We start from the raw sequence: 26391 nt of genomic DNA on the forward strand, positions 1-26391 counted from the left end.
ACGGTCGCGCCGCTTCCACGGCGGCGACACCTGTCGGGCCGGGGGTGTCCGCCCGACTGCTCCGGCTGGCCGGCGCCGGTCACCGGCACGCCGGCCCGGGCACGACGCGGGGGCGTCGCGCGGGCCTGGCTGCGTGCCGGCGCGGACGCCAACCCAACTATCCACTTGTGGGGGTGTTTCCGCTGCCCCGTCCGGGGCAGGTGATCACTCCTTGACCGGCTCGACTTCCTCGCTGATGGTCTCCGCCGCGGGCGCCTCGGCTCGCTTGACCACCCGGGCCACCGCGGGGCGCGCGTACCGGGTCTGCACACCCGGGGCCACCTCGAGCAGGACCGTCTCGTCCTCGACCACGGTGACCGTGCCGTGCAGGCCGCCGATGGTGACCACCTCGTCGCCGGGGGCGAGGGCGGACTGCATCTGCTCCGCCTCGCGGCGGCGCTTCTGCTGCGGACGGATCATCATGAAGTACATGACGACGAAGAGCAGAGCGATCATGAGGATCGGCGTCAGACCGCCGGCTCCCCCGCCACTCGCTGCTGCGTAAAGCACGGTGTCGACCTTCCGGTTGGCCTCCGTCGGCCCCGAGGGCGCCGCAGCGGAGGCGGATTCTCACGTCCTGTACAGACCGCGGCGAAGTCTAGTCCCTGCTCCTGGGAAGACCGAATGCGGCACAGATCACGAACGGATCACGGCCGATCGGTCTGCGTCGAGAACAGATCGGGCTCCGGAGGGGCTTCCGCGCCAAATGTACCATTCGGGGGCTTACGCCCCAGGTGGTGCCAGGCGGCCTCGGTGGCCACCCGCCCCCGGGGCGTCCGCGCCAGCAGGCCGGCCCGGACCAGGAACGGCTCGCAGACCTCCTCCACCGTGTCCGGCTGCTCCCCCACCGCCACGGCCAGCGTGGAGACCCCGACCGGACCACCGCGGAACGAGTCGACGAGCGCCTTGAGCACCGCCCGGTCGAGCCGGTCCAGACCCAGCCCGTCCACGTCGTAGACGGTGAGCGCGGCCCGGGCCGTCTCCAGCGTCACCACCCCGTCCGCGCGCACCTCGGCGTAGTCGCGCACCCGGCGCAGCAGCCGGTTGGCGATCCGGGGCGTGCCCCGGGACCGGCCGGCGATCTCCGCCGCGCCCTCGGGCGTGATCGGCACGCCGAGGATCCGGGCGGAGCGGTGCAGCAGGGTCTCCAGGTCGGCCGGGGAGTAGAAGTCGAGGTGCGCGACGAAGCCGAACCGGTCGCGCATCGGCCCGGTCAGCAGTCCGGAACGCGTGGTGGCGCCGACGAGCGTGAACGGCTCGACGTCGAGCGGGATGGCGGTGGCCCCCGGCCCCTTGCCCACCACCACGTCGACCCGGAAGTCCTCCATGGCGCTGTAGAGCAGTTCCTCGGCCGGCTTGGCGATCCGGTGGATCTCGTCGATGAACAGCACGTCGCCCTCGGCGAGGCTGGTCAGGATCGCGGCCAGGTCACCGGACCGCTCGATCGCCGGCCCGCTGGTCACCCGGATCCCCGCGCCCAGCTCGGCCGCGACGATGTTGGCCAGGCTGGTCTTCCCGAGGCCGGGCGGCCCCGAGAGCAGGATGTGGTCCGGCGGGGAGCCGCGCCGCATCGCGCCCTGCAGCAACAGGTCGAGCTGGTCGCGCACCCGGTCCTGGGCGATGAACTCGGCGAGCCGCTTCGGCCGGACGCTGGCCTCCGCGTCCAGCTCGGCGTCGCTGACGTACGCCGAGACCAGATTGTCGTTGCTCATCCGCGCGCTCCCCCCGCGCTCGTCATGCGCCGACCTTCACTCGCGGCTGCGGGGCTCGCAAACCCGGCTCACTCCCCGCGCTCGTCATGCGCCGACCTTCACTCGCGACTGCGGGGCTCGCAAACCCGGCTCACTCCTCGCGCTCGTCATCGGGTGCGGCCCAGGAGGCGGATCGCCTGCTTGAGCAGGACCGGCACCGGCGGGGTCTCGCCGTCGACGGTCTCGGCGACCGCGGCCACCGCCTGCTCCGCCTGCGCGGCCGACCAGCCGAGCCCGACCAGGGCCTGACGCACCTGCTCCGGCCAGGCGCCGGCGGTCACCCCGCCCGCGCCGTCCGGACCGATCGCCACCGGGCCGACCCGGTCCCGCAGCTCCAGCACGAGCCGCTCGGCGCCCTTCCTGCCGATCCCGGGCACCCGGGTCAGCGCGGCGGTGTCCGCGTTGGCGATGGCCTTGCGGACGGCGTCCGGGGTGTGCACGGCGAGCACCGCCTGGGCCAGCCGGGGACCGACCCCGCTGGCGGTCTGCAGCAGCTCGAAGAGCTGCTTGGCGTCGTCGTCGGCGAAGCCGTAGAGGGTGAGCGAGTCCTCCCGGACCACCAGGCTGGTGGCGAGCCGGGCCGGCTGGCCGACCCGCAGGTCGGCGATGGTGCCCGGGGCGCACTGCACGGCGAGGCCGATGCCGCCCACCTCCACCACGGCGTGGTCCGGACCGGTCGCGGTCACCGTGCCGCGCACACTCGCGATCATCGTCGCGCCCCTCCTCGTCGGGCCTGGTCGGCCGCCGCGGCCAGCTTGGACCGGGTGCCGCCGCGCCAGACGTGACAGATGGCCAGCGCCAGCGCGTCGGCGGCGTCGGCCGGCTTCGGCGGTTCCGCCAGCCGCAACAGCCGGGTGACCATGGTGGTCATCTGCTTCTTGTCCGCCTGCCCGAAACCGGTGACCGCCGCCTTCACCTCGCTCGGCGTGTAGGTTGTCACCGGGAGCCCGGCGCGCGCGCCGGCCAGCACCGCCACGCCGCTGGCCTGGGCGGTGCCCATCACGGTACGCACGTTGTGCTGGCTGAACACGCGCTCCACCGCGACCGCGTCCGGCCGGTGCTCGGCGACCAGGTCGGTCAGCGAACGGTCCAGGTGCAGCAGGCGCAGCGGCAGCTCGTCGGCGGGATCGGTGTAGACGACGTAGTAGCCGACCAGGGTGCAGGGGCGGCCCGGCACGCCCTCGACCACGCCGACCCCGCACCGGGTCAGCCCCGGGTCGACGCCCAGCACGCGCACGCCGCCTCCTCCCCGAGCCGCCAGCAGTACGTGTGTTCGACACACCTTACTGGTGCGCCGCAGTGGCCGGACGGGCGGACACGCCGAGGACGATCGGCGCGGTACGCACCACACACTGAAGCGGTCGAGTATGTGTCGCTGCCCCATGTGCCCGGGGCCACACGCCTCGTAACTTCTGCGCCATGACGGCAGAACCCGTGGCGGTCCCCCACGTCGTACACGTTGACCTCTCCGGTCGCAACGCCCTGGTGACCGGTGGTGGCAGCGGTATCGGACGGGCCTGCGCCCTGCGTCTGGCGGCGGCCGGCGCGGCGGTGCTGGTGTTGGACCGGAACGTGGAGGCGGCCAAGGCCGTGGCCGCCGAGGCCGGCGGCCGGGCCGAGGGGATCGACCTGGCCGACCCGGAGGCGGTGGACCGGCTCGACGTGGACGCCGACATCGTGGTCAACAACGCCGGGTTGCAGCACGTCGCGCCGGTGCAGGAGTTCCCGATCGAGCGCTTCGAGTACATCCAGCGGGTGATGGTGGAGGCGCCGTTCCTGCTCATCCGCCGGGCGCTGCCCCGGATGTACGCCAACGGATGGGGCCGGATCGTCAACATCTCCTCGGTGCACGGGCTGCGCGCGTCGCCGTTCAAAGCGGCGTACGTCGCGGCGAAGCACGCGCTGGAGGGGTTGTCCAAGGTGGTGGCGCTGGAGGGCGCCGCGCACGGCGTGACGGCCAACTGCATCAACCCGGCGTACGTGCGGACCGCGCTGGTGGAGAGCCAGATCGCCGACCAGGCGGCCAGCCACGGCATCGGCGAGGACGAGGTGATCGAGAAGATCATGCTGGCCCGGGCGGCGATCAAACGGCTGATCGAGCCGGAGGAGGTGGCCGAGCTGGTGGCGTACCTGTGCGCCCCGCCGGCCGCGTTCCTCACCGGCGCCTCGATCGCCCTCGACGGGGGCTGGACGGCCAACTAGTGGCACCGCGCACAATGTCGGTCATGTCGTCGCCGGTGGAGTTCCTGGAGCTGCTGGCGCGCGAGGCCGCCGCGGTCGAGTTCGAGGGCCCGCTGGTCGCCGCGCGCGCCGCCGGCCTGCCCGCCGACCGGCTGGCCGAGCTGGAGCAGGCGAAGGTGGTGGCGCTGCGGGTCCGGGCGCTGCTGGAGCGCCGTCGCCGCCGGGAAACCGAGCTGTCCGGTCTCTACGACACCGCCAGCGACCTGGCCGGGCTGCGCGACCTGGACGACGTGCTGCGGGCGATCGTGCACCGGGCACGGATCCTGCTCGGCACCGACGTGGCCTACATGACGCTCAACGACGACGAGCGCGGCGACACGTACATGCGGGTCACCGACGGTTCGATCTCGGCCCGGTTCCAGCGACTGCGGCTGGAGATGGGCGACGGGCTGGGCGGGCTGGTGGCGCAGACCGGCACCCCGTACGTCACCTCGAACTACCAGGAGGACGAGCGGTTCCACCACACCGGGGAGATCGACGGCGGGGTGGGCGAGGAGGGCCTGGTGGCCATCCTCGGCGTGCCGCTGCGGCTGGGCTCCAGCGTGATCGGCGTGCTCTACGCGGCCAACCGCTCGGCCCGCCCGTTCGCCCGGGAGGAGGTGTCGTTGCTGGTCTCGCTGGGCGCGCACGCGGCGGTGGCGATCGACACCGCCCGGCTGCTGGCCGAGACCCGCGCCGCGCTGGAGGAGCTGTCGGCGGCGAACAGCACGATCCGGGCGCACAGCAGCTCGGTGGAGCGGGCCGCCGCCGCCCACGACCGGATGACCGCGCTGGTGGTGCGCGGCGGCGGGATGGGGGACGTGGCGGCGGCGGTGACCGAGGTGCTCGGCGGGGCGCTGCTGGCGCTGGACGCCGAGGGACGCCGGCTGGCCCGGGTGGGCGAGATCGAGGAGCCGGACCGGGCGGACATCGTGGAGGCGGTCGCCGCGTCCCGCACCGAGGGGCGCAGCGTCCGGCGCGGCCCGCTCTGGTACGCGGCCGTGGTGGCCGGCGCGGAGAACCTGGGCGCGCTGGTGCTGCGCCCGGACGACGAACTGGTCGACGCCGACCAGCGGATCCTGGAGCGGGCGGCGCTGGTGACCGCGTTGCTGCTGCTGTTCCGCCGGACGGTGGCCGAGGCGGAGGGCCGGGTCCGGGGTGAGCTGCTGGACGACCTGATCGCCCGCCCGTTGCGGGACACCGACGCGCTGCGCAGCCGGGCCCGCCGGATCGGGGTGGACCTGGACGCCCCGCACGTGCTGGTGGCGGTCGGCGACGACGCGTTCGCCGAGACCGGTTCGGCCCGACAGCGGGTCCTCTCCTGGGCCACCACGTACGCCTCGACCCGGGGCGGGCTGGCCGCGGCGCGCGACGGGCGGGTGGTGCTGATGCTGCCCGGGCGGGACGCCGGCGGGACGGCCCGGGCGGTGGCCCGGGACCTGTCCCGGGTGACCGGCCGGCCGGTGACCGCCGGGGCGAGCGGGCCGTCGACCGGGCCGGCGTCGCTCGCGGTCACGTTCGCCGAGGCGGAGCGCTGCCTGACCGCGCTCGGCGCGCTGGGCCGGGCCGGGCAGGGGGCGAGCACCGCGGAGCTGGGCTTCGTCGGGCTGCTGCTGGGCGCGGTCGGCGATGCCGGCGACCGGGACGTGAGCGGGTTCCTGACCACCACGGTGGGGCCGGTGGTCGACTACGACGCGCGGCGGGGCACCGCGTTGGTGAAGACGCTGGAGGCGTACTTCGGGGTGGGTGGCAGCCTGGCCCGGGCGGCCGAGCTGCTGCACGTGCACGTGAACACGGTGACCCAGCGGCTGGAACGGGTCGGGCAGTTGCTCGGCGCCGACTGGCAGAAGCCCGAGCGGGCGCTGGAGGTGCAGCTCGCGCTGCGCCTGCACCGGCTGCGCACACCGGCCGGCTGACCCGGCCCGGCCGGTCAGCGGGCGCGCAGACCGTCCAGGACCGCGTCCCCTGAGCCGCCCGGCGGGTCAGCGGACGCGCAGACCGTCCAGGACCGCGTCCACGATTCGCTCCGGGAGGATCCGCTCGTCCGGCCCGGGATACCAGTGCACCATCCGCTGGGTCAGCATCGGCGCGGTGAGCAGCGCCATGGCCACCTCGACGTCGAGGTCGGCGCGCAGCTCGCCGCTGTCGACCGCGCGGCGCAGCACCTCGCGCATCACCTCCCGCCGGGGCTCGATGATCGCCTCGTAGGCCTGGCGGTGGGCGGAGCTGCGGCTGACCTCGGGCACCAGGCACGGCATGATCATGCGGGCCCGCGGGTCGACGTGCTGGCCGACGGCGCCGACCAGCTGCACCAGGTCGTCCCGGACGGAGCGTCCGCCGGTGCGTGGCGGATCGCCCTTGAGCCGGCGCAACGCGTCCAGCAGCAGGGCCTCCTTGCCGGGCCAGCGGCGGTAGATGGTGGCCTTGCCGACGCCGGCGCGGGCGGCGATCGCCTCGATGGAGAGCGCCTCGATGGTGCTGCCCTCGGCCAGCAGGTCGAGGGTGGCCTCCACGATCGCCTCGTCCGCGCGGGTGCTCCGCGGTCGCCCGGGCGACCGCGGAGCACCCGACGTGGAAGTCATGTCAGACATTGTCCACGAACCTAGGCGGTCCCGGCCAACTCCGGCTCCGTGGCCGGGGCCGCGTCGGGCGCGACGACCGGCCGGCCCGGCATCCAGCGCCGCACGATCACCATGCCGAGCATGGCGACCAGCGCGGAGATCCCGGCCGCCCAGTGCATCGCCGACACGAACGAGTCGTTCGCCGCGTCGATCAGCCGGGCCCCGGCCGGGCCGAGCCGGTCGGCGACCGCGTACGCCCCGGAGACCGACTCCCGGGCCGCGTCGCGAACCGGGGCGGGCAGCGCGGACACCGCCGGGGCGACCTGATCGCGGTAGACCGCGGAGAGCACCGAGCCGAGCACCGCCACGCCGAGCGCGCCGGCGACCTGGCGGACCGTGTTGCTGACCGCCGAGCCCACGCCGGCCTTCTCCCGGGGCAGCGACGACATGATCGACTCGGTGGCCGGCGGCATGATGTTCGCCATCCCGGCGCCCTGGAGGAAGCCCAGCGCCGAGAAGATCCAGATCGGCGTGTCCGCGTCGATGAAGACGAACGCGGCGAGCGCCACGACGGTGAGCAGCAGGCCGACCGTCGCGACGGCCCGACCGCCATAGCGGCGGACCATCGCGGCGCTGCGCGGGGCGAAGATCAGCTGGGCCGCGGCGAACGGCAGGTACAGCAGGCCGCTCTCCAGCGGGCTGTAACCACGGACCAGTTGGAGGTAGAACGCACCGAAGAACATCACGCCCATCGCGGCGAAGAACACCAGCCCGACCAGGGCCACCGGGGCGGCGAACCGGGGCACCCGGAACAGCCGCACGTCCAGCGACGGGTGGTCGCTGCGCAGCTCGTGCGTGACGAACCAGCCGAGCACCGCGAGGCCGCCGACGATCGAGACCCAGACCTGCGGGCGGCCGAAGCCGTGCTCGCCGCCGTCGATGATGCCGTAGGTGAGCGCGACCAGTCCGACCACGGAGAGCAGCACGCCGAGCAGGTCCACCCGGCCCGGGGACGGGTCGCGGGACTCGGGGACCAGGAGCGCGACCAGCAGCACGCCGACCGCCACCACCGGCACGTTGATCAGGAAGACCGAGCCCCACCAGTAGTGCTCCAGCAGCGCGCCGCCGAGCACCGGGCCGATGGCCACGGCGAGGCCGACCGCGCCGGCCCAGACCCCGATCGCCCGGCCGCGCTCGCGGGGGTCGAAGACGTTGGAGATGATCGAGAGCGTCACCGGCATGATGGCCGCGCCGCCGACGCCCATCAGGGCCCGGGCGGCGATGAGCTGCGCGGGGTCCTGAGCGTACGCCGAGAGCAGCGAGGCCAGCCCGAACAGCGCCAGCCCGAGGATCAGGAACCGCCGGCGGCCGAGCCGGTCGCCGAGCACGCCGAACGTGAAGAGCAGTCCGGCGAAGACCAGCGTGTAGGAGTTGATCGCCCATTCCAGCTCGCCCTGGCTGGCGCCGAGGCCGCGTACCGGGTCGGCGAGGGTGCGCAGCGCGACGTTGAGGATGGTGTTGTCGAGGACGACCACGAGGAGGCTGATCACCAGCACCCCGAGGATCGCCCACCTCCTCGGGTGTCCGGTGTTCTCGTGCGGTTCCATTCGGGTTCTCCCCCCGGGTTCACCCGCGTCCAAATACGATACGGGGCAGACTCGTAACTCTCGCCGAGAGTAGGTGAGAGAATTTCGATACGGAACCGGTTCGTATCGAATGTGCGCCAGGTCACGTCGTGGCGTCCGGCCGTATACCGGAGGCGTTAAGCGGGGGCCCGCCTTGCAGGCAGGCGGCGGCGGCCTCGGGGAGGGTGCCGACCCGGCGGGGAGCGGCCGGGCCGGGCGGGAACGGCTCGATCCAGCCCGGTCCGGCGGCGAGCACCCGGACGCCCGGAAGGTCCCGCCGGAGGCGGACCAGCCGGTACGCCCGGCCGGTCAGCGGGGTCTGCGACCAGACCACCACCACCCGCGGCCGGACCCGGACCGCCGCGCCGGCCAGCGCGGACCAGGGCAGTGCCGGGCCGAAGTGCAGGCAACCGCGGCCCCGCTCGCGCAGCGCCGCGGCCAGCGCGTGCAGCCCGAGGCAGTGCGTCTCGTGCTCGGCGCCGGCCAGGAGGATCCCCCGCGCGGACAGCGGCCGGGCCGGGTCCCGGCGGAAGACGTCCAGCCCGACCCGCACGCCCTCGGACAGGGCGTGCTCCACCGCGATGTCGGCGGGGCTCTGCCCGCGCAACCCGCCCAGCAGCGGCAGGCAGACCTGCTCCCAGACCGGGGCCACCCCGGCCTCGGCGGCCAGGTCGAGCACCAGCCCGGCGACCTGGTTGTCGTCCAGGTCCTCGGCGGCGGCCAGGAGCCGCTTACGGGCCGTCTCGGCGGCCCCGGCCGGCAAGTTGTTCCACAGCAACGGACGTACCCCCGGGTAGCTCTCCTACCAGGGGGTTCGTCCGGCCGGCCGGATCCGGATGCGCCGGGGAGAAAATCATTCGCGCCGAGCGACGCCCCGACGCCGGAGCAGGTGGGCGACCGTGCCCCAGAGGCCACGCCGGAACAGCAGCACGACCAGCACGAAGATGCCGCCGGTGACCAGCCCGATGGCCTCGAACCCGGAGAACGACAACCAGTCCTCCAGCCGGACCACGAGCGCCGCGCCGAGCACGCCGCCCCAGAGCGTGCCGATGCCGCCGAGCACCACCACGATGACCGCCTTGCCGGAGGTGGTCCAGTGCAGCACGTCCAGCGAGACGAACCGGTGGCCGACCGCGAAGAGCCCGCCGCCGAGCCCGGCCAGGAAACCGGAGAGCACGAACGCGGTCAGCTTGTAGCGGTGCACCGGGTAGCCCAGCGCGCGGGCCCGGGCCGGGTTGTCCCGGATGCCGACCAGCACCCGGCCGAACGGCGAGTGCACGATCCGCCAGGCCGCGAAGAGGCCGAGCAGCACGATCGGCAGGATCGCGTAGTAGAAGTAGTAGTCGTCGGTGAGGTCGGCGCCGAAGAACGACCGCGGCACGCCCTGCAGGCCGTTCTCGCCCTGGGTGACCGAACGCCACTCGTTGGCCACGTAGTAGACCATCTGCGCGAACGCCAGGGTGACCATCGCGAAGTAGATCCCGGTGCGCTTCACCGCCAGGTAGCCGATCGGCAGCGCGAGCAGCGCCGCGCCCAACGCCCCGGCCAGCACCGCGGCCGGGAACGGCAGGCCGGCGTGGATCGCGACCAGCCCGGTCAGGTACGCCGAGGTGCCCCAGAACGCGGCGTGCCCGAACGACATCAGCCCGGTGAAGCCGAGCAGCAGGTCCACCGAGACGGCGAAGAGGGCCCAGCACAGGATGTCCACCGCGACCGCCGGGTAGAGCCCGTTGGGCAGCCAGAGCGCGACCAGCAGGCCGACGGCCAGCAGCGCGTACCGGACCCGGCCGGGCGCCCGGGCCACGGCGAGCAGGCCGGACCGCGGGGCCGGCTTCTCGACGGGCGTGTCCACCGCACTCGTCATGCGGGTGCCTCCTCACGGCCGAACAGGCCGGCCGGGCGCCAGAGCAGCACGGCGGCCATCACCACGAACACGACGGTCTGCGACACGAGCGGGTAGTCCGACAGGTACGCCTCGCCCCACGCCTGGATCAGGCCGATGCCGAAGCCGGCGGCGACCGAGCCGAAGATCGAGCCGAGCCCACCGATCACCACCACCGCAAAGACCACGATGATCAGGTCGGCGCCCATCAGCGGGTTGACCGCCCGCATCGGGGCGGCGAGCACCCCGGCCAGCCCGGCGAGGGCGATGCCGAAGCCGAACACCGGGGTGACCCACTTCCCCACGTCGATGCCGAACGCCCGGGTCAGCTCCGGCCGCTCGGTGGCGGCCCGGACCACCATGCCGATCCGGGTCCGCCCGAGCACCCACCAGACCACCACGCAGAGCAGCACGGTGAAGCTGAGGATGAAGACCCGGTAGGTCGGGAAGTCGAAGAGCCCGAAGTCGACCGTGCCGCTCAGCTCGGCGGGCGTGGCGTACGGGCTGGACTGCACGCCGTACCGGGACTTGACCAGGTCCTGCAGGATCAGCGTCAGGCCGAAGGTGAGCAGGAAGTTGTAGAGCGGGTCGAGCCGGGTGAGCCGGTGGATCACCGCCCGCTCCAGCGCCATGCCGAGCAGGCCCAGCGCCAGCGGCATGATCACCAGTGCGGCCCAGAACGGCACGCCCGCCTCGGCGAGCAGCACGTACGCGCCGAACGCGCCGAGCATGTAGAACGCGCCGTGGGCGAAGTTCACCACCCGGAGCATGCCGAAGATGACCGCGAGCCCGAGGGCGAGCAGGGCGTAGAACGCCCCGCCCACCAGCCCGTTGAACGTGTTCTGCAGGAACCCGGACATGTCAGAGCTTGCAGTCCGGGGACGGGGCCCGGAACGCCTCCGCCGCCGGGATGGTCTTGAGGATCTTCACGTAGTCCCACGGCTCCTTCACCTCGGCCTGCGGCTTCACCTGGGCCAGGTAGGCGTCGTGCAGGACCCGGTGGTCCTCCGCGCGGATCTTGCCGTTGCGCAGGAAGAGGTCGTTGACGTCCTTGCCCTCCAGCTGCTTGACCACGGCGTCCGCGTCGTCGGTGCCGGCGGCCTGCACCGCCTCCAGGTACTGCATGGCGGCGGAGTAGTTCGCCGCGTGCGCGAACGACGGCCGGGTGCCCGTCTCGGACTGGAACCGGTCCGCCCACTCCCGGTTCTGCTGGTCGAAGTTCCAGTACCAGGCGTCGGTGTAGGTGGTGCCGGCCAGCGCGTCGGGGGTGAGCGAGTGGATGTCGGTGATGAACATCAGGCCGACCGCCAGCCCGACGCCCTTCTCCCGCAGCTTGAACTCGTTGTACTGCTTGACCACGTTGACCAGCTCGGCGCCGGCCTGCATGGTGCCCAGCACCTGCGGCTTCGGGTTCAGCGTCGGCGCCTTCAGCAGGAACGACGAGTAGTCGCCACTGGTGTTCGGGAACGGCGCCCCGTCCTTGCCGACCACCTTCCCGCCGGCCGCGGTGACGGCGGCGGAGAAGCTCTTCTCCATGTCCTGCCCGAACGCGTAGTTCGGGTAGAGGATGTACCAGTTCTTGCCGACCTGCTCGGTGGTCACCGTGCCGGTGCCGTGGGCCAGCATGTAGGTGTCGTACGCGTAGTGGAACGTGTACTTGTTGCAGCTCTTGCCGGTCAGGTCGGTGGTCGCCGCGCCGATGTTGAAGTAGAGCTTCTTCTTCTCCTTGGCCACGTCGGCGACCTTCAGCGCGGCCGACGAGGTCGGCACGTCCAGGATGGCGTCGACGCCCTTGCGGTCGTACATCTCCTGGGCCTTGCTGTTGGCCACGTCCGGCTTGTTCTGGTGGTCCGCGGTCTCCACGCTGATGTCCTTGGTGACCGCGTCGCCGCCGTGCTTGGCCTTGAAGTCGGCGATGGCCATCTCCACGGCCTTCACCGAGTTGCGCCCGGACAGCTCCGAGTAGGCGCCCGACTGGTCGTTGAGCACGCCCAGCACGATCTTGTCGCCGGTCAGCTTCGAGTCGCCGCCGGACTGCGGGCCACCGCCGCCGCAACCGGCCACCACCAGCGCCGCCGCCGAGGCGGCGGCCACACCCACGCTCCTACGCATGTTCATCCCCTTCGTACCGCGCGGTCCGCGCGGGTCAGCCGTCCAGATTCAGATGCCGAGGTACGCCAGCAGTTCGCGTTCCCGCGAGCGCACCTCGGCGTTCTCCATCGCCTCCGCGATCCGTCCCTCGGCCAGCAGGTAGTGCCGGTCGGCGACGCCGGTGGCGAAGTGCAGGTTCTGCTCCACCAGGAGCACGGTCACGCCGTGCTTCTTGGCCTCCCGCAGCAGGTCGCCGACCTGCTGCACGAGCAGCGGCGACAGCCCTTCGGTGGGCTCGTCGCAGAGCAGCAGCCGGGCGCCCATGCGCAGCACCCGGGCCAGCGCGAGCATCTGCTGCTCGCCGCCGGAGAGCATGGTCGCGGCCGAGTCGCGCCGCTCGTACAGGGCGGGGAACGCCTCGTACACCCGCTCCAGCGGCCACGGGTCGGGGCCGACCCGCGGCGGCAGCGTCAGATTCTCGGTGACCGTGAGCGTGGCGTACGCGCCCCGGTCGTCGGGCACCCAGCCGAGCCCGGCCCGCGCCCGCCGGTACGCCGGCAGCCGGCTGATGTCCCGGCCGTCGAGGTGCACCGCGCCGCGCTGGTCGGGATGCAGCCCCATCACGCACCGCAGCAGCGTGGACTTGCCGGCGCCGTTGCGCCCGACCAGGGTGACCACCTCCCCGGCGGCCACCTCCAGGCTCACCTCCCGCAGCACCTGGGCCTCGCCGTAGGCGGCGGAGAGGTTGTCAATGCGCAGCATCCGCGGCTCCCAGATAGGCGGTGATGACCCGCTCGTCGGCGCGGACCTGCTCGTACGGCCCCTCGACCAGCACCTTGCCGGCCTGCAGGACGGTGACCGTGTCGGCGAGCCGGCCCACCACGCTCATGTTGTGCTCGACCATGACCACGGTCCGGCCGGTGCGGACGGTCGAGATCAGGTCGACGGTGCGGTCGACGTCCTCCAGCCCCATCCCGGCGGTCGGCTCGTCGAGCAGCAGCACCTTGGGGTCGAGGGCCAGCGCGATGGCCAACTCCAGGGCCCGCTTGCGCCCGTACGCGAGCGCCTCCGCCGGGGCTTCCGCGAGGTCGGCGAGGCCGACCATGGCCAGCAGCTCGTCGGCCCGCTCCCGGTAGCGGCGCATCAGCTTCGCCGACCGCCAGAACCGCCAGCCCAACCCGCTCGACGACTGGAGGGCCAGCTCCACGTGCTCGCGCGCGCCGAGCTGCGGGAAGAGGCTGGTGATCTGGAACGACCGGGCCACGCCGAGGCGGGCCACCCGCTCCGGGGGCAGCCCGGTGACGTCCCGGCCGGCCAGCTCGATCCGCCCGCCGCTGGGCGGCAGGAAGCCGGTGAGCAGGTTGAACAGTGTGGTCTTGCCGGCGCCGTTCGGGCCCACCAGGGCGTGCACGGTCTCCGGCGCCACGTCCAGGTCGACCCCGTCGACGGCCCGGAAGCCCCGGAAGTCCCGGGTCAGCCCACGGGCCGACAGGATCGCTTGCCCGGCCATCGCCTCACCCTCCGCAGGTCCGCACGCGACGGCCAGGTCGGTGACCGGGGTCACAGGGCCGCCGCGTGCAGGAAACCTACGGGGCACCGAAGTGGTCGAGCCATGGCGATCCGCCACACATTCCCCCGGTACGACACGGGGCCGACCTCCACCGGGGTCGGCCCCGCACCGGCGGATCCGAACTGATCGGCGGCCGTCGACATGTGGTCCGGCACCGTCACCGGTCGGCGGCGTACTCCGGCAGGTCGATCCCGTCGGCGTGGCTGAAGAACAGCCGGGTGGCGAGCCCGCGTACCGGCCGGGACGCGATCGCCCGCATCGAGGCGTCGCGCAGCCGGATCGCGACCCGGCCGGCCGGCAGGAAGCCGGAGATCCCGCCGCCGGGCAGCTTCTGGCCCTTCACCACGTGCGCCCGCAACCCCTCCTCGTAGCGGCGGTAACCCGCCCGGTGGTCGCCGCCCGTGGCGGCCAGCTCCCCGGCCAGCAGGTACGCGCCCACCAGGGCCAGGCTGGTGCCCTGCCCGGTCAGCGGCGACGGGCACCAGGCCGCGTCGCCGAGCAGCGCCACCCGTCCGGTGCTCCACGACTCCATCCGCACCTGGGCGTACCGGTCGAAGTAGAAGTCGGTCGCGGCGGGCGCGGCGGCCAGCAGCTCGGCCGCGCGCCAGCCCACGTCGGCGAACCGCTCGGTCAGCAGCCGCTGCTGGGCGGCCCGGTCCCGCCGGTCCACGTCCAGCGAATCGGAGCGGAAGCTGAAGAACGCCGCGGTCCGCCCGTCGCTGGTCGGCCGGGTGCCGACCACCCGGCCGCCGGGCGCGTTGTGCATCCGGAACCACGCGCCCGCGTCCCGGTGGGGGGTGGAGAAGTACGCCAGGTACGCCCCGAGCGGCCGCACGTACGCCGGTTCCGGGCCGAACGCCAGCGCCCGGGTCGAGGAGTGCGAGCCGTCCGCGCCGACCACCAGGTCGACGGTGCGCGGGGCGGACCGGGCGAAGGTGAGCCGCACCCCGGCGTCTTCCTGCGCCAGCGTCTCGATCGAGTCGTCGAAGACGTACTCGACGTCGTCCCGGGTCGCCTCGTACAGCACCCGGGCCAGGGCGCCACGCTCGATCTCCAGGTCGGCGACGATCCCCTCGCCGCCGAACGCCGCCACCGGCAGCCGGGCCCGGGCGCGCCCCCGGGCGTCCACGTACTCCATGCCCTGTTCCCGGACGCCCGCGGCCCGGACCCGCTCGGTCAACCCCATCCGGTCCAGCACCTCGCGGGCGGCCCCGCGCACGTCCACCGCCTGCCCGCCGGGACGCAGCCCGGGCGCGCGTTCCACCACGGTCACCGCGAAGCCGCGCCGGGACAGCCAGAAGGCGAGGGCCGGGCCGGCCACGCCGGCGCCGGAGATGAGTACGGTGCGGTTCTTCATGACGTCTCCCCTGGTCGCACACCTCGGTCACGCCGGACGCTAGGTCGGTCCGGCCGGCGCCGGCCCCGACGACCTAGTACGCCGCCCGCGCGCGGTCCCTCCGACGCCCACCGCACTAGTACGCTTCGGCCCGGAGGTGCCGGGGATGTCGCAGCACGGTCAGGGGCGACTGCCGCCGTACCGGCGGATCGCCGCCGAGATCCGCCACCGGATCGAGCGGGGCGAGCTGCGCCCGGGCGACCGGGTGCCCTCGGCCCGCCAGCTCACCCGCGAGCACGGCATCGCCATCGCCACCGCGACCCGGGTCCTGGCCCGGCTCCGCGACGACGGCCTGGTGCTCACCCGGCCCGGCGCCGGCACGGTGGTGGCGGAGACCGCCGTCCCGCCGCGACCCGCCCGGGCACGGCCGGAGCTGAGCCGGGACCGGGTGCTGCGGAGCGCCGTCGCGCTGGCCGACGCCGGCGGGTTGGCCGCGGTCTCCCTGCGGTCGGTCGCCGCCGAGCTGGGCGTGGCCACCCTGGCGCTGCACCGGCACGTGCGCGGCCGCGACGAGCTGATCCTGGCGATGGCCGACGCGGCGCTGGCCGGCGCGCCGCTGCCGGCGGTCGAGCCGGCCGGCTGGCGGGCCCGGCTGGAGGTGCTCGCCCGGGCGCAGTGGGCCGTCTACCGGCGGCACCGCTGGCTGCCGCACGTCATCACCATCGCCCGGCCGCAGCCGCTGCCGCACGGCATGGCGCACACCGACCGCGCGCTGCGGGCCACCGCCGGCCTGGGCCTGGACCGCAACACCCGCTGGCACGTGGCGATCACCCTGATGACGTACGTCAAGGGGGTGGCCGTCAACCTGGAGGCCGGCGCGCAGGCGGTGCAGGACACCGGGCTCACCGACGAGGAGTGGGTGGACCGGCAGCAGGACACGTTCCAGCGGCTGATGGCCGGCGGCGGCCTGGCCACCATGGACGCGCTGACCGCCGGCGGCGTCGACCTGGACCTGGAGACGGTCTTCGACTTCGGCCTGCGGCGGCTGCTCGACGGCGTCGCCGCCCTGGTCGAGGGGCCGGTCAGTCCGGGAACGTGACCACCCAGCGGGCGCCCTCGCCCCGGGCCAGCCGCGCCAGCGCCGCGGGCGCCTCCGCCAGCGGGATCGTGCCGCTGACCAGCGGCGCCAGGTCGAGGTCACCGGCGGCCAGCGCGGCGGCCAGCTCCGGCACCTCCCGATCGGGGTCGGTCGAGCCGTAGACCGAGGACCGCAGCGTGCGCGCCGAGTGGAAGATGTCCAGCGCGGAGAGGCTGAGCAGGTCGTCCTTGCCGCCCATGCCGACCACGGTGACCGCTCCCCCACGCCGCGTCGCCCGCCAGGCGGCGCGGATGGTGGCGGCCCGGCCCACGCACTCGAAGGCGTGGTCGACCCCGCGCCCGCCGGTGCGGGCCCGGACCTCCTTGCCGAGCGTCTCGTCGGAGCGCAGGAAGTCGGTCGCGCCGGCGGCCGACGCCAGCTCCCGCTTGGCCTCCACCACGTCCACGGCGAGGATCGGCGCCGCGCCGGCCGACCGGGCCGCGGTGAGCACCGCCAGCCCCACGCCGCCCAGCCCGATCACCGCGACCGACTCGCCGGCGGTGACCCGGGCGGTGTTGCGGACCGCGCCGGTGCCGGTGAGCACCGCGCAGCCCAGCAGCGCCGCCTGCGCCGGCGGCAGCCCGGGCGGCACCGGCACGGCCGCCCGCTCCGGCACCACCACCTCCTCGGCGAGCGCCCCGAGCCCGAGCGTGACCTGCAACGGCTCCCCGGTGGCGGTCTCCCCCCGGGCCACCGACGCGGCCGTGTTCGCGGTGCAGAGCCAGGGCTCGCCGTGCCGGCAGTGCCAGCAGTCGCGGCAGGCGGGCGCCCAGTTGAGCACCACCGGCGTGCCCACGGCCAGCCGGGCGCCCGGCCCGGCCTCGGCCACCACGCCTGTCGCCTCGTGCCCCAGCACCAGCGGGTACGCGGGCGCCAGCGTGCCGTCCACCATGGCCAGGTCCGAGTGGCAGATGCCGGCGGCACGGATCCGGACCCGCAGCTCACCGGGGCCGGGCGCGGGCAGGCGCACCTCCTCGACCACCGGGGTGGCGCCCGGGCCGCGGACCACGAGCGCCCTCACCGCTGGATCGCCTTCACCTCGGTGAACTCCTCCACGCCGTACGTGCCCAGCTCGCGGCCGAGCCCGGACTGCCGGTAGCCGCCGAACGGGGCGAGCGGGTTGAACGCGCCACCGTTGACGTCCACCTGCCCGGTACGCAGCCGCCGGGCCACGGCCAGCGCCGCGTCCTCGTCGGCCGACCAGACCGCGCCGGCCAGCCCGTACCGGGAGTTGTTGGCGATCGCGACCGCCTCGTCGGTGTCGGCGAACGGGATCACCGCGAGCACCGGCCCGAAGACCTCCTCCTGCGCCAGTGCGCTGTCCGGGTGCACGTCGGCGAGGACGGTGGGCGCGACGAAGTGGCCACGCGGCGGCAGCGGCGCGTCCGGGCCGCCGGCGACGAGCCGGGCGCCGTCGGCGAGCGCCCGGTCCACGTGCCCGCGTACCCGCTGCGCCTGGGCGGCCGAGACCAGCGGGCCGAGCCGGGTGGCCGGGTCGAACGGGTCGCCGAGCCGGTAGCCGGCCACCGCCGACGCGGCCAGGTCGAGCGCCTCGTCGTAGCGGTCGCGGTGCACAAGCATCCGGGTCCAGGCGGTGCAGGTCTGGCCGGAGTTGACGAGCGCGTTGCCGACGCCGACCTTGACCGCGGTGCGCAGGTCGGCGTCGGCCAGGATCACGTTGGCCGACTTGCCGCCCAGCTCCAGCGCGACCCGGGCGATCCGGTCGGCGGCCAGGTGCGCGATCCGCCGGCCGGTGGCGGTGGAACCGGTGAACGAGACCAGGTCGACGTCGGGGTGCGCGGCGAGCGCCTCGCCGACCACCGGGCCGGCGCCGGGCACCAGGTTGACCACCCCGGGCGGCAGCCCGGCCTCGGTCACCGCGTCGAAGAGCAGGTAGGCGGTGAGCGGCGTCAGCTCGCTGGGCTTGAGCACCACCGTGCAGCCGGCGGCGAGCGCCGGGGCGAGCTTGGCGACCACCTGGTGCAGCGGATAGTTCCACGGGGTGATCGCGCCGACCACGCCGACCGGTTCGCGGACCACAAGCGAGTTGCCGACGACCTGCTCCGCGGCCGGCCGGGCGGCCAGCTCGACCATGCTCCGCAGCACGATCAGCGGCAGGCCGGCCTGCACCCGGGTGGCCAGCTTGAGCGGGGCGCCCAACTCCGACGCCACGGTGCGGGCGATGTCGTCGGTGCGGGCGGCGAGCGCGGTGTGCAGCCGGTCCAGGTGCGCGGCCCGGTCGGCGGGGTCGGTGGCGGCCCAGCCGGGGAACGCGGCCCGGGCGGCGGCCACCGCGCGGTCCACGTCGGCCGGGGCGCCGGCAGGCACCTCGCCGATCGTCTCGCCGGTGGCCGGGTTCTCCACCGGAATCGTGTCACCCGAGGACGGGTCGACCCAGTCGCCGGCGACGTGCAGGTGGCGGCGCGTCAGCAGGGCGGGGGGCGCGTCAGCGAGATCCATGGCGTCCTTCGGGGGCGGAAACTAGCGGTGGGAGTTTCGACGCTACTCCCGACCGGCGGTCCGTTCCAACGGGGTGACCGTCGCCGCGTACTCGGCGGCGAGGCCGTGCAGCAACGCGTCCAGACCGAGCGCGAACGCGCCCTCGTCGACGCTGCGCTGGTGGCCGGGGAGCCGGTGGGCCTGGTGGAGGTGCGGGTGTGCGGCATAGAGCGACGGGTCCTCGACGAAACCGCGGGCGAACGAGCCGAGCGCCGAGCCGGCCACGAAGTAGCGCATCGCCGCGCCGATGTGGGTAGCTCGCGCGGGCGGCCAACCGGCCCGGACCAGGGCGCCGTAGACCGCGTCGGCCATCGCGAGCGCGGCCGGCCGCCGGCCCGGCCCCCGGGCCAGGTACGGGACGACATGCGGGTGGGCGGCGAGCGCGGCCCGGTAGGAGCGGGCCCAGCGGCGCAGCGCCTGGTCCCAGTCGTACCGGTCGAACGCGCCCACGTCGACCGTCGCGGTGACGCTGTCGGCCACCGCGTCCAGGATCTCCTCCTTGGTCGCGAAGTGGTTGTAGAGCGAGGGACCGCGTACGCCGAGCGCGGCGGCGAGCCGCCGGGTGGAGAGCGCGTCCAGTCCGTCCGCGTCGATAAGCGCGAGCGCGGTCTCGACGATCCGCTGCCGGGTGAGCAGGGCCTGCCGGGGTCGTGGCACCTCGTCATCATCCTCCCTTCCGCCTCGGGTCTGGACGGCGGAAAACTTCCAGCGCTAGTTTAGAGGCGACGACGACCCGAGGGGGCACCGTGGACTTCGCACTGTCCGACGAGGAACGCGCGGTACGCGACACCGTGCGCGCGTTCGTCACCCGCGAGGTGATGCCGCTGGAGCCGGAGCTGCTACGCCGCGAACGCGCGCACCAGCCCGGCCTGGACCGCTCCGAGCTGCGCGAACTCCAACTCAAGGCGAGGAAGTTCGGCTTCTGGGGGCTGGCCACCCCCGAGGAGTACGGCGGGATGGCGCTGCCGGCGGTCGTGCAGTCGCTGATCTGGACCGAGCTGGGCCGCAGCTTCGTGCCGTTCCGGTTCGGCGGCGAGGCGGACAACATCCTGTTCCACGCCACCGAGGAACAGAAGCGGGAGTTCCTGCTCCCCACGATCGAGGGGGAGCGGATCTCCTGCTTCGCCATCACCGAGCCGGGGGCCGGCTCGGACGCGGCGAACATCAAGCTGCGCGCCCGCCGCGACGGCGACGACTGGATCCTCGACGGCGAGAAGACGTTCATCACCAACGGCAACGACGCCGACTTCGCCATCGTGGTGGCGGTGACCGACCCGGAGCGGGGCGCCCGGCGCGGCGGCGCCACCGCGTTCCTGGTCGACCGGTCGATGGGCTGGCGGTCGGAGTTCATCCAGACCATGGGTGAGGGCGGCCCCGCCTCGCTCGTCTTCGACGGCGTACGGGTGCCGCACCGCAACATCCTCGGCGAACTCGGTCAGGGCTTCACGCTGGGCATGGAGTGGATCGGCAAGGGCCGCTACACCATTCCCTCGCACGCGATCGGCATCGCCGAGCGGGCCCTGCAGATGGCGATCGACCACGCCAACACGCGGGAGACGTTCGGCGCGCCGATCGCCACCAACCAGGCCATCCAGTGGATGATCGCCGACTCGGAAACCGAGTTGGAGGCGGCCCGCTGGCTGATCCTGCGCTCGGCCTGGACGGTCGACGCCGGGATGGATCCCCGGCACGCCTCGTCGATGGGCAAGCTCTACGGCGCCGGCATGGTCAACCGGGTGGTGGACCGGGTGCTCCAGATCCACGGCGGCATGGGCTACACCCGGGAGCTGCCGATCGAGCGCTGGTACCGGCAGGTGCGGCTGTACCGGATCTTCGAGGGCACCGACGAGATGCAGCGGCTGATCATCTCGCGGGACCTGCTGCGCGGGTACACGAAGATCGGCGGGCACCTGGCCTGATCACCCGGTCAGCGCGTCCAGGGCCAGGTCGACGTCCGCCTCGGTGGTGTAGAGATGGAACGAGGCGCGCACCCGGCCGGCCCGGACCGCGGCCCGCACCCCGGCCCGATCCAACTTCTCCTGCGCGCCCGGGATCTCGACGGTGACGATCGCGCTGTCGCCGGGCGGGCGGCCCAGCCCGGTCAGGAAGCGGTTGGCCAGCGCCACGTCGTAGTCCCGCACCGCCGTCAGGTCCAGGTCGGCGAGCAGTTCCAGCACCGGCGCCGCGCCGACGTGGCACAGCCAGGACGGTGAGAGGTCGAACCGCCGGGCGTCGTCGGCGAGCCGCAGTGGCGTGCCGTAGTAGGAGGCGTGCGGATCCTGGCCGGCGTACCAGCCCGCGGCGTCCGGGCGCAGCCGCTCGCGCAGCGCCGGCGCCAGGTAGGCGAAGGCGACGCCGCGCGGTGCCATCAGCCACTTGTACACCCCGACCAGCACCGCGTCCGCCCGGGCGGCCTCGAACGGCAGCCAGCCGCACGCCTGGGTGGCGTCGACCACCACGAACGCGCCGTGCGCCCGGGCCGCCGCGACGATCTCGTCGTACGGCGCGACCGCGCCGTCGGCGGACTGCACCACGCTGAACGCCACCAGATCGGTGTCGGCGTCGATCGCGTCGACCAGACCGGCGAGCGGTACGGTCCGGACCCGCACCCCGCGCTCCTCCTGCACCAGCCAGGGGAACAGGATCGAGGTGAACTCCCCCTCGGGCACCACCACCGTGGCGCGCGGCGGCAGCGCCGCCGCGATCGGCGCGGCCAGTTGGGAGACGGCGGCGCCGATGCTCACGTCGGCGGGATCCACGCCGACCAGCCGGGCGAACGCGGCCCGGGACCGGTCGACCGACTCGTTCCACACCTCGAACGACACCCCGCCGGCCCGCCAGTCGACGAGCATCTGCTGCACGGCGTCGAACACCGGGTCGGGCGGCAGCCCGTAGGTGGCGGTGTTCAACCAGCCCGGCTCCGGCTGCCACAACTTCTGCGCCTGCTCCAGCTCCATATCCGCGACGCTAGCCACCCCCACCCCACCCCGACACCGCCAATCCCACCCCCGTGGCCCACCCCCACCCGCACACAGATCTTGCAGTCCCGGGCCCGGGGCGGGGTGGCCGCTCAGCGGGGTGCGGGCAGGTCCGCGAGCGCGGTCGCCATCTCGGCCCGCACCCGGGGCAGCGGCCAGCCGGCGAGTTCGGGCAGGCCGTGTCGCTCCCGCAGCCGCCGCACCGCGGCGCACCCGACCAGGTATCCGGACCGCGTGGGTAAGTCACCGCGCAGCGGCGAGGCCCGCGTCAGGAAGTACGCGGCGTGGTGGTCCGGGTCGGTGGCGTCGAGGTCGGCGCGGATCCGGCCGAGGATCTCCGGCCAGCGGCGGCGGCACTCGTCGAGCCAGGGCCGGTGGCCGGGCCGGCCGAACCAGAGGTACTCCTCGATCGGGCGGCCGGGGTCGAGTTCCGCGGTGACCTGGGTGGCCAGTCCCTCGGCGAAGATCTGGTTCGCCACGCCGTGCGACGGCCAGTCGCGGATCGCGGCCCGGCGGTCGTGCACGACATGCGCGACCTCGTGCCGCACCAGCAGGTGGACGTCCTCCTCCGGACCGAGCGACTCCACGGCGAGGAAGAGCGCGTACCGGCCGCCCAGGTCGTCGGCCCAGCCGTTGGCCCGGCGCAACCCGACGAGCACCACGCACTCGACCGGTCCGCCCTCGCCGGACCAGCCCAGCGCGCCGACCGCGTCCGCGACACCGGCGGGCAGCAGGTCGCGTACCGCCTCGGCGCGTGCGGCCAGGTCGGTGACCCGGTCGCGGAGCCCGGCCACGGCGGCGGTCACGGCCGCCGGGTCGGACCAGTCGCCGTCGCGGTCCAGCGCCCGGAACACGTCCGGGTGCCGGGCCAGGTAGCCGGACCGCCACAGCTCCGGCCAGCGGTCGGCCGGCGCGGACCGACACTCGCGAAGGCAGGCCAGCGCGTCGGGCGACAGGTCACGCACGTGCGGCAGGGCGGTGGGCGGCATGCCCGCGATGCTGCCCGATCACCGCCCGGGCCGCACGGTCAGCTCACGTTGGCCGGGCCCAGGACGCTCTTCAGGTCGCCCATCAGCGCGGTGGTGGCGGCGACCCGGAACGGGCCGAGGCGCAGCGTGGTGACCTTGCCGCCGTTGAGCAGCTTGACGTGCACCTCGGTGTCGCCGGGGTGCAGCACCAGGGTCTCCTTGAGCCGCTCGACGAGCGGCGGGGTGCAGCGGTGCACCGGGATGGTCAGCGTGACCGGCTTGTTGGCCGGGTTGCTGGTGACGTCCGGCATGGACATGTCCATCGCCATGATGCGCGGGGTGTCGTCGCGGCGGTCCACCCGACCCTTGACCACCACGATGGCGTCCTCGGCGATGTACTGCCCGATCACCTCGTAGGTGTTGGGGAAGAACAGCGTCTCCACGCCGCCGGCCAGGTCCTCCAGGGTGGCCGAGGCCCAGGCCCGGCCCTGCTTGGTGACCCGGCGCTGCACCCCGGAGAGGATGCCGGCCAACGTGACCACCGCGCCGTCCGACACGGTGCCCTCCTCCGACAGCGCGGCGATGGTGGTGTCGGCCGCCGCGCCGAGCACGTGCTCCAGGCCGAACAGCGGGTGGTCCGAGACGTACAGGCCGAGCATCTCGCGCTCGAACGCCAGCTTGTCGCGCTTGTCCCACTCCCCCTCGCCGATGACCGGCATGACCGTGGTGCTGCCCGCACCGCTGTCCGCGTCGCCGAAGCCGGCGCCGAACAGGTCGTACTGGCCGACCGCCTCCTTGCGCTTGACGTCGGCGTACGCGTCGATGGCGTCGGCGTGCACGGCCAGCAGGCCCTTTCGGGAGTGCTGGAGCGAGTCGAACGCGCCGGCCTTGATCAGCGATTCGATGGTCTTCTTGTTGCAGGCCACCGCGTCCACCTTGGACAGGAAGTCGTAGAAGTCGGCGTACTCGCCCTTCTCGTCGCGGCAGCGCATGATCGACGCGACCACGTTCGCGCCGACGTTGCGCACCGCGCCGAGGCCGAAGCGGATCTCCTTGCCGACCGGGGTGAACGGCCCGGCGGAGGTGTTGACGTCCGGCGGAAGGACCTGGATCCGCATCCGGCGGCACTCGGACAGGTAGAGCGCCATCTTGTCCTTGTCGTCACCGACGGAGGTGAGCAGCGCCGCCATGTACTCCGCCGGGTAGTGCGCCTTCAGGTAGGCGGTCCAGTAGGAGACCAGGCCGTACGCGGCGGAGTGGGCCTTGTTGAAGGCGTAGCCGGCGAACGGCACCAGGACGTCCCAGACCGCCTGGATGGCGTCGTCGGGGTAGCCGCGCTCGCGGCAGCCGTCCCGGAACGGGACGAACTCCTTGTCCAGGATCTCCTTCTTCTTCTTGCCCATCGCCCGGCGCAGCAGGTCGGCCTGGCCGAGCGTGTAGCCGGCCAGGATCTGCGCGGCGCGCTGCACCTGCTCCTGGTAGACGATCAGGCCGTAGGTGGGGGCGAGGATCTCGCGCAGCGGCTCCTCCAGCGCCGGGTGGATCGGGGTGATCTCCTGGAGGCCGTTCTTGCGCAGCGCGTAGTTGGTGTGCGAGTCGACGCCCATCGGGCCCGGCCGGTAGAGCGCCAGGACGGCGGAGATGTCCTCGAAGTTGTCCGGCTTCATCATCCGCAGCAGCGAGCGCATCGGCCCGCCGTCGAGCTGGAACACGCCCAGCGTGTCGCCCCGGGCGAGCAGCTCGTACGCGGGCTTGTCGTCCAGCGGCAGGCCGAGCAGGTCCAGCTCCCGGCCGTGGTTGAGCCGGATGTTCTTCACCGCGTCGTCGATGATGGTCAGGTTGCGCAGGCCGAGGAAGTCCATCTTCAGCAGCCCGAGCGACTCGCACGTCGGGTAGTCGAACTGCGTGATGATGACGCCGTCGGCGTCGCGCCGCATCAGCGGGATGTGCTCGATGATCGGCTCGGCGGACATGATGACGCCGGCCGCGTGCACGCCGGTCTGCCGGATCAGTCCCTCGATGCCCTTCGCGGTCTCGATGACCTTCTTGACGTCGGGGTCGGTCTCGTAGAGCCCGCGGATCTCGCCGGCCTCGGCGTAGCGCGGGTGCTTCGGGTCGAAGATGCCGGAGAGCGGGATGTCCTTGCCCATCACCGCCGGCGGCATGGCCTTGGTGATCCGGTCGCCGACCGCGTACGGGAAGCCGAGCACCCGGGCCGAGTCCTTGATCGCCGCCTTCGCCTTGATCGTGCCGAACGTGGCGATCTGCGCGACCTTGTCCTCGCCCCACTTGTCGGTCACGTACTTGATGACCTCGCCGCGCCGGCGCTCGTCGAAGTCGATGTCGACATCCGGCATCGAGACGCGCTCGGGGTTGAGGAACCGCTCGAAGATCAGGCCGTGCGGGATCGGGTCCAGGTCGGTGATGCCCAGCGCGTACGCGACCAGCGAGCCGGCCGCCGAGCCACGGCCCGGCCCGACCGCGATGCCCTGGCTCTTCGCCCACTGGATGAAGTCGGCGACCACGAGGAAGTAGGACGGGAAGCCCATCTGGATGATGACGCCCAGCTCGTACTCCGCCTGGACGACGTGGCCCTCCGGGATGCCGTTCGGGAAGCGGCGCTTGAGCCCGGCGAACGTCTCCTTGCGGAACCAGGACTCCTCGGTCTCGCCCTCGGGGATGGGGAACCGCGGCATCAGGTTGTGGAACGTGAACATGCCGGTCGGGTCGACCTTCTCCGCCACCAGCAGCGTGTTGCGGCAGCCCTGCTGCCACAGCTCGGAGGAGTCGACCGCGCGCATCTGGTCGGCGGACTTGACGAAGTAGCCGCCGCCCTCGAAGCGGAACCGGTTCGGGTCGGCGACGTTGCTGCCGGTCTGCACGCAGAGCAGCACGTCGTGCGCCTCGGCCTGCGCCTCGTGGGTGTAGTGCGAGTCGTTGGTGACCACCGGCGGGATGTCGAGCTTGCGGGCGATCTCGGTGAGCCCGTCGCGGACCCGGCGCTCGATGTCGAGGCCGTGGTCCATGATCTCCAGGAAGTAGTTGTCCTTGCCGAAGATGTCCTGGTAGGCGGCGGCGACCTTGAGCGCCTCGTCGAACTGGCCGAGTCGCAGCCGGGTCTGCACCGCGCCGGACGGGCAGCCGGTGGTGGCCATGATGCCCTCGGCGTGCTCGGCGATCAGCTCCATGTCCATCCGGGGCCACTTGACGTAGTGACCCTCCATTGACGCGCGGGAGTTGAGCCGGAACATGTTGTGCAGGCCGGTGCGGTTCGCCGCCCACATGGTCATGTGGGTGATGGCGCCGTTGCCGGAGACGTCGTCGCTCTTCTGCTCGGGGCGTCCCCACTTGACCCGGGCCTTGTGGAAGCGCGACTCCGGCGCCACGTACGCCTCGACGCCGAGGATGGGCTTGACCCCGGCGGCCATGGCCTGCTTGTAGAAGTCGTTCGCGCCGTGCATGTTGCCGTGGTCGGTGATCGCCACCGCGGGCATGCCGAGCCGCGCCGCCTCGGCGAAGAGGTCCTTGAGGCGGGCCGCACCGTCGAGCATCGAGTACTCGGTGTGTACGTGCAGATGCGCGAACGAATCGCCCATGCGTGGCGCCCCCCGGGTTGTGGATCAAGCTGCGTCGGAGTCGACCGACCCACCCTACCGAGGTGATCTCGGCGGCTCCACCGTCCGCGCCGGGGGTGGTCCGCGTCTCTCCGGAAGCCTGGTGCGTGACACACGAT

23 protein-coding genes are annotated in these 26391 nt (G+C 73.3%); 4 read left to right on the plus strand and 19 right to left on the minus strand.

Features of this window, described 5'->3' with window-relative positions; translation table 11 throughout:
- Nucleotides 1-204: 204 nt before the first annotated feature.
- The 4 genes from yajC to ruvC all read right to left on the minus strand — a co-directional run bounded on the left by yajC (nucleotide 205) and on the right by ruvC (nucleotide 3027).
- Nucleotides 205-549, minus strand: coding sequence for a preprotein translocase subunit YajC (gene yajC, locus ACGFI2_RS16660; protein ID WP_393517233.1), 345 nt, complete (start codon nucleotides 547-549; stop codon nucleotides 205-207).
- Nucleotides 550-686: 137 nt separating this feature from the next.
- Complete coding sequence (gene ruvB / locus ACGFI2_RS16665; protein WP_393517236.1) at nucleotides 687-1751, minus strand: Holliday junction branch migration DNA helicase RuvB; 1065 nt, start codon at nucleotides 1749-1751, stop codon at nucleotides 687-689.
- A gap of 146 nt (nucleotides 1752-1897) precedes the next feature.
- On the minus strand, nucleotides 1898-2500 hold the full coding sequence (ruvA, locus tag ACGFI2_RS16670) for a Holliday junction branch migration protein RuvA (protein ID WP_393517239.1): 603 nt from the start codon (nucleotides 2498-2500) through the stop codon (nucleotides 1898-1900).
- Complete coding sequence (gene ruvC / locus ACGFI2_RS16675; protein ID WP_393517242.1) at nucleotides 2497-3027, minus strand: crossover junction endodeoxyribonuclease RuvC; 531 nt, start codon at nucleotides 3025-3027, stop codon at nucleotides 2497-2499. The genes ruvA and ruvC overlap by 4 nt, the downstream gene beginning before the upstream one ends.
- Before the next feature lie 182 nt (nucleotides 3028-3209).
- Between ruvC and ACGFI2_RS16680 the strand changes: the two genes are divergently transcribed.
- Both ACGFI2_RS16680 and ACGFI2_RS16685 read left to right on the plus strand, forming a co-directional pair.
- Nucleotides 3210-3992, plus strand: coding sequence for a 3-hydroxybutyrate dehydrogenase (locus ACGFI2_RS16680; RefSeq protein ID WP_393517245.1), 783 nt, complete (start codon nucleotides 3210-3212; stop codon nucleotides 3990-3992).
- Nucleotides 3993-4006: 14 nt separating this feature from the next.
- Nucleotides 4007-5926, plus strand: coding sequence for a helix-turn-helix domain-containing protein (locus ACGFI2_RS16685; RefSeq protein ID WP_393517247.1), 1920 nt, complete (start codon nucleotides 4007-4009; stop codon nucleotides 5924-5926).
- 66 nt (nucleotides 5927-5992) lie between these two features.
- Here ACGFI2_RS16685 and ACGFI2_RS16690 read toward each other — a convergent pair whose 3' ends face one another.
- The 9 genes from ACGFI2_RS16690 to ACGFI2_RS16730 form a co-directional block, all read right to left on the minus strand.
- On the minus strand, nucleotides 5993-6601 hold the full coding sequence (locus ACGFI2_RS16690; protein ID WP_393517250.1) for a TetR/AcrR family transcriptional regulator: 609 nt from the start codon (nucleotides 6599-6601) through the stop codon (nucleotides 5993-5995).
- Between the two features lie 11 nt (nucleotides 6602-6612).
- Nucleotides 6613-8178 (minus strand): MFS transporter, encoded by a 1566-nt coding sequence (locus tag ACGFI2_RS16695; RefSeq protein ID WP_393517253.1) that lies wholly within the window; start codon nucleotides 8176-8178, stop codon nucleotides 6613-6615.
- 121 nt (nucleotides 8179-8299) lie between these two features.
- Nucleotides 8300-8974: a transcriptional regulator gene (locus ACGFI2_RS16700; protein ID WP_393517256.1), complete on the minus strand. Its 675-nt coding sequence runs from the start codon at nucleotides 8972-8974 to the stop codon at nucleotides 8300-8302.
- A gap of 75 nt (nucleotides 8975-9049) precedes the next feature.
- Complete coding sequence (locus ACGFI2_RS16705; RefSeq protein ID WP_393517259.1) at nucleotides 9050-10060, minus strand: branched-chain amino acid ABC transporter permease; 1011 nt, start codon at nucleotides 10058-10060, stop codon at nucleotides 9050-9052.
- Nucleotides 10057-10938: a branched-chain amino acid ABC transporter permease gene (locus ACGFI2_RS16710; protein ID WP_393517262.1), complete on the minus strand. Its 882-nt coding sequence runs from the start codon at nucleotides 10936-10938 to the stop codon at nucleotides 10057-10059. Before ACGFI2_RS16710 ends, ACGFI2_RS16705 begins: the two co-directional genes overlap by 4 nt.
- 1 nt (nucleotide 10939) lies before the next feature.
- Entirely contained in the window at nucleotides 10940-12196 is a 1257-nt protein-coding gene (locus ACGFI2_RS16715; RefSeq protein ID WP_393517265.1) for an ABC transporter substrate-binding protein, read from the minus strand.
- 42 nt (nucleotides 12197-12238) lie between these two features.
- Complete coding sequence (locus tag ACGFI2_RS16720) at nucleotides 12239-12931, minus strand: ABC transporter ATP-binding protein (protein ID WP_393517268.1); 693 nt, start codon at nucleotides 12929-12931, stop codon at nucleotides 12239-12241.
- A complete protein-coding gene (locus ACGFI2_RS16725) occupies nucleotides 12918-13679 on the minus strand; it encodes an ABC transporter ATP-binding protein (RefSeq protein WP_393517271.1) in 762 nt (253 codons plus the stop codon). Before ACGFI2_RS16725 ends, ACGFI2_RS16720 begins: the two co-directional genes overlap by 14 nt.
- Nucleotides 13680-13896: 217 nt before the next feature.
- On the minus strand, nucleotides 13897-15096 hold the full coding sequence (locus tag ACGFI2_RS16730; protein ID WP_393517274.1) for an FAD-dependent monooxygenase: 1200 nt from the start codon (nucleotides 15094-15096) through the stop codon (nucleotides 13897-13899).
- Nucleotides 15097-15241: 145 nt separating this feature from the next.
- Between ACGFI2_RS16730 and ACGFI2_RS16735 the strand changes: the two genes are divergently transcribed.
- The gene (locus ACGFI2_RS16735; protein ID WP_393517277.1) at nucleotides 15242-16174 is read left to right on the plus strand and encodes a TetR/AcrR family transcriptional regulator C-terminal domain-containing protein; all 933 of its coding nucleotides are present in this window, start codon (nucleotides 15242-15244) and stop codon (nucleotides 16172-16174) included.
- Here ACGFI2_RS16735 and ACGFI2_RS16740 read toward each other — a convergent pair.
- Genes ACGFI2_RS16740 through ACGFI2_RS16750 form a run of 3 tightly spaced genes read right to left on the minus strand, consistent with a single transcriptional unit; the run spans nucleotide 16158 to nucleotide 19369 of the window.
- Nucleotides 16158-17234, minus strand: a complete 1077-nt coding sequence (locus ACGFI2_RS16740; protein ID WP_393517280.1) for an alcohol dehydrogenase catalytic domain-containing protein — start codon at nucleotides 17232-17234, stop codon at nucleotides 16158-16160. The two genes, ACGFI2_RS16735 and ACGFI2_RS16740, sit on opposite strands and share 17 nt — an antisense overlap.
- Nucleotides 17231-18673 carry an aldehyde dehydrogenase family protein gene (locus ACGFI2_RS16745; protein WP_393517283.1) on the minus strand — a complete coding sequence of 481 codons (1443 nt, stop codon included), beginning with the start codon at nucleotides 18671-18673 and terminating at the stop codon, nucleotides 17231-17233. The genes ACGFI2_RS16740 and ACGFI2_RS16745 overlap by 4 nt, the downstream gene beginning before the upstream one ends.
- A 42-nt stretch (nucleotides 18674-18715) precedes the next feature.
- Entirely contained in the window at nucleotides 18716-19369 is a 654-nt protein-coding gene (locus ACGFI2_RS16750) for a TetR/AcrR family transcriptional regulator (RefSeq protein ID WP_393517286.1), read from the minus strand.
- Between the two features lie 89 nt (nucleotides 19370-19458).
- Between ACGFI2_RS16750 and ACGFI2_RS16755 the strand changes: the two genes are divergently transcribed.
- Nucleotides 19459-20631 carry an acyl-CoA dehydrogenase family protein gene (locus tag ACGFI2_RS16755; RefSeq protein WP_393517289.1) on the plus strand — a complete coding sequence of 391 codons (1173 nt, stop codon included), beginning with the start codon at nucleotides 19459-19461 and terminating at the stop codon, nucleotides 20629-20631.
- On the opposite strand, the gene ACGFI2_RS16760 is transcribed toward ACGFI2_RS16755, so the two are convergent.
- The 3 genes from ACGFI2_RS16760 to dnaE all read right to left on the minus strand — a co-directional run bounded on the left by ACGFI2_RS16760 (nucleotide 20632) and on the right by dnaE (nucleotide 26254).
- Nucleotides 20632-21669: an aminotransferase class V-fold PLP-dependent enzyme gene (locus ACGFI2_RS16760; protein ID WP_393517292.1), complete on the minus strand. Its 1038-nt coding sequence runs from the start codon at nucleotides 21667-21669 to the stop codon at nucleotides 20632-20634.
- Nucleotides 21670-21782: 113 nt separating this feature from the next.
- On the minus strand, nucleotides 21783-22679 hold the full coding sequence (locus ACGFI2_RS16765; RefSeq protein ID WP_393517295.1) for a DUF2268 domain-containing putative Zn-dependent protease: 897 nt from the start codon (nucleotides 22677-22679) through the stop codon (nucleotides 21783-21785).
- Between the two features lie 38 nt (nucleotides 22680-22717).
- Entirely contained in the window at nucleotides 22718-26254 is a 3537-nt protein-coding gene (dnaE, locus tag ACGFI2_RS16770; RefSeq protein WP_393517298.1) for a DNA polymerase III subunit alpha, read from the minus strand.
- Between the last annotated feature and the right edge of the window lie 137 nt (nucleotides 26255-26391).

It is taken from the genome of Micromonospora sp. NPDC049282, assembly GCF_043197045.1.
GTDB lineage: Bacteria > Actinomycetota > Actinomycetes > Mycobacteriales > Micromonosporaceae > Micromonospora.

What these genes read in the sequence shown, in the direction of transcription:
- ruvB (WP_393517236.1), bottom strand. Translation starts at nt 1,751, where the DNA reads ATGAGCAACGACAATCTGGTCTCGGCGTACGTCAGCGACGCCGAGCTG.
- ruvA (WP_393517239.1), bottom strand. Translation starts at nt 2,500, where the DNA reads ATGATCGCGAGTGTGCGCGGCACGGTGACCGCGACCGGTCCGGACCAC.
- ACGFI2_RS16680 (WP_393517245.1), top strand. Translation starts at nt 3,210, where the DNA reads ATGACGGCAGAACCCGTGGCGGTCCCCCACGTCGTACACGTTGACCTC.
- ACGFI2_RS16685 (WP_393517247.1), top strand. Translation starts at nt 4,007, where the DNA reads ATGTCGGTCATGTCGTCGCCGGTGGAGTTCCTGGAGCTGCTGGCGCGC.
- ACGFI2_RS16690 (WP_393517250.1), bottom strand. Translation starts at nt 6,601, where the DNA reads ATGTCTGACATGACTTCCACGTCGGGTGCTCCGCGGTCGCCCGGGCGA.
- ACGFI2_RS16695 (WP_393517253.1), bottom strand. Translation starts at nt 8,178, where the DNA reads ATGGAACCGCACGAGAACACCGGACACCCGAGGAGGTGGGCGATCCTC.
- ACGFI2_RS16705 (WP_393517259.1), bottom strand. Translation starts at nt 10,060, where the DNA reads ATGACGAGTGCGGTGGACACGCCCGTCGAGAAGCCGGCCCCGCGGTCC.
- ACGFI2_RS16710 (WP_393517262.1), bottom strand. Translation starts at nt 10,938, where the DNA reads ATGTCCGGGTTCCTGCAGAACACGTTCAACGGGCTGGTGGGCGGGGCG.
- ACGFI2_RS16715 (WP_393517265.1), bottom strand. Translation starts at nt 12,196, where the DNA reads ATGAACATGCGTAGGAGCGTGGGTGTGGCCGCCGCCTCGGCGGCGGCG.
- ACGFI2_RS16720 (WP_393517268.1), bottom strand. Translation starts at nt 12,931, where the DNA reads ATGCTGCGCATTGACAACCTCTCCGCCGCCTACGGCGAGGCCCAGGTG.
- ACGFI2_RS16725 (WP_393517271.1), bottom strand. Translation starts at nt 13,679, where the DNA reads ATGGCCGGGCAAGCGATCCTGTCGGCCCGTGGGCTGACCCGGGACTTC.
- ACGFI2_RS16730 (WP_393517274.1), bottom strand. Translation starts at nt 15,096, where the DNA reads ATGAAGAACCGCACCGTACTCATCTCCGGCGCCGGCGTGGCCGGCCCG.
- ACGFI2_RS16735 (WP_393517277.1), top strand. Translation starts at nt 15,242, where the DNA reads ATGTCGCAGCACGGTCAGGGGCGACTGCCGCCGTACCGGCGGATCGCC.
- ACGFI2_RS16745 (WP_393517283.1), bottom strand. Translation starts at nt 18,673, where the DNA reads ATGGATCTCGCTGACGCGCCCCCCGCCCTGCTGACGCGCCGCCACCTG.
- ACGFI2_RS16760 (WP_393517292.1), bottom strand. Translation starts at nt 21,669, where the DNA reads ATGGAGCTGGAGCAGGCGCAGAAGTTGTGGCAGCCGGAGCCGGGCTGG.
- ACGFI2_RS16765 (WP_393517295.1), bottom strand. Translation starts at nt 22,679, where the DNA reads ATGCCGCCCACCGCCCTGCCGCACGTGCGTGACCTGTCGCCCGACGCG.
- dnaE (WP_393517298.1), bottom strand. Translation starts at nt 26,254, where the DNA reads ATGGGCGATTCGTTCGCGCATCTGCACGTACACACCGAGTACTCGATG.